At 32.7% G+C, this 542-nt stretch carries 1 protein-coding gene; it reads left to right on the plus strand.

The genetic code is table 11. The features are described from left to right. Positions 1 to 18: 18 nt before the first annotated feature. The coding region (locus tag HMPREF3023_RS03610) for an MATE family efflux transporter (protein WP_246829178.1) at positions 19 to 542 on the plus strand (524 nt) is incomplete at its 3' end.

The raw sequence follows: 542 nt of genomic DNA on the forward strand, positions 1-542 counted from the left end.
AAAAAAGGAGGTAATTTTATGAAACAAGATATGAAAGAACAATTATTAACAAAAAGACCTATAGATTTACTTTTTCAATTATCTGTCCCTGCTGTAATAGGAATGATAGTAATAGGTCTTTATCCACTAATGGATGGAATTTTTGCAGGAAATATTATAGGACAAACTGCAATGACAGCTTGTGGTGTAGCTATGCCACTTACCTTTTTTAATAGTGGAGTATCTACACTCATAGGTGTAGGTTCAGCATCAGTTTTATCAAGAGCTATAGGAAAGGGTGACCAAAAAACAGTTGATAAAATTATGGGGAATTTAATCTTTTGGGTTATTCTATTCTCATCAATTATTACAATAGGCGGAATTTTACTTGCACCACATTTTTTAGATATGGTTGGAGCAAGTGGAGAAATTAAAGAATATGGTATCAGATATTTACGAGTAATTTTCATTGGTTCTTTCTTTGTAAACTTTACTCAATCAGCAAACATGGTTATGCGTGGAGAAGGATTAATGAAAAAAGCAATGCTCATTATGGGGCTAGG

It is taken from the genome of Peptoniphilus sp. HMSC075B08 (assembly GCF_001815405.1).
GTDB classification, from domain to species: domain Bacteria; phylum Bacillota; class Clostridia; order Tissierellales; family Peptoniphilaceae; genus Peptoniphilus_A; species Peptoniphilus_A harei.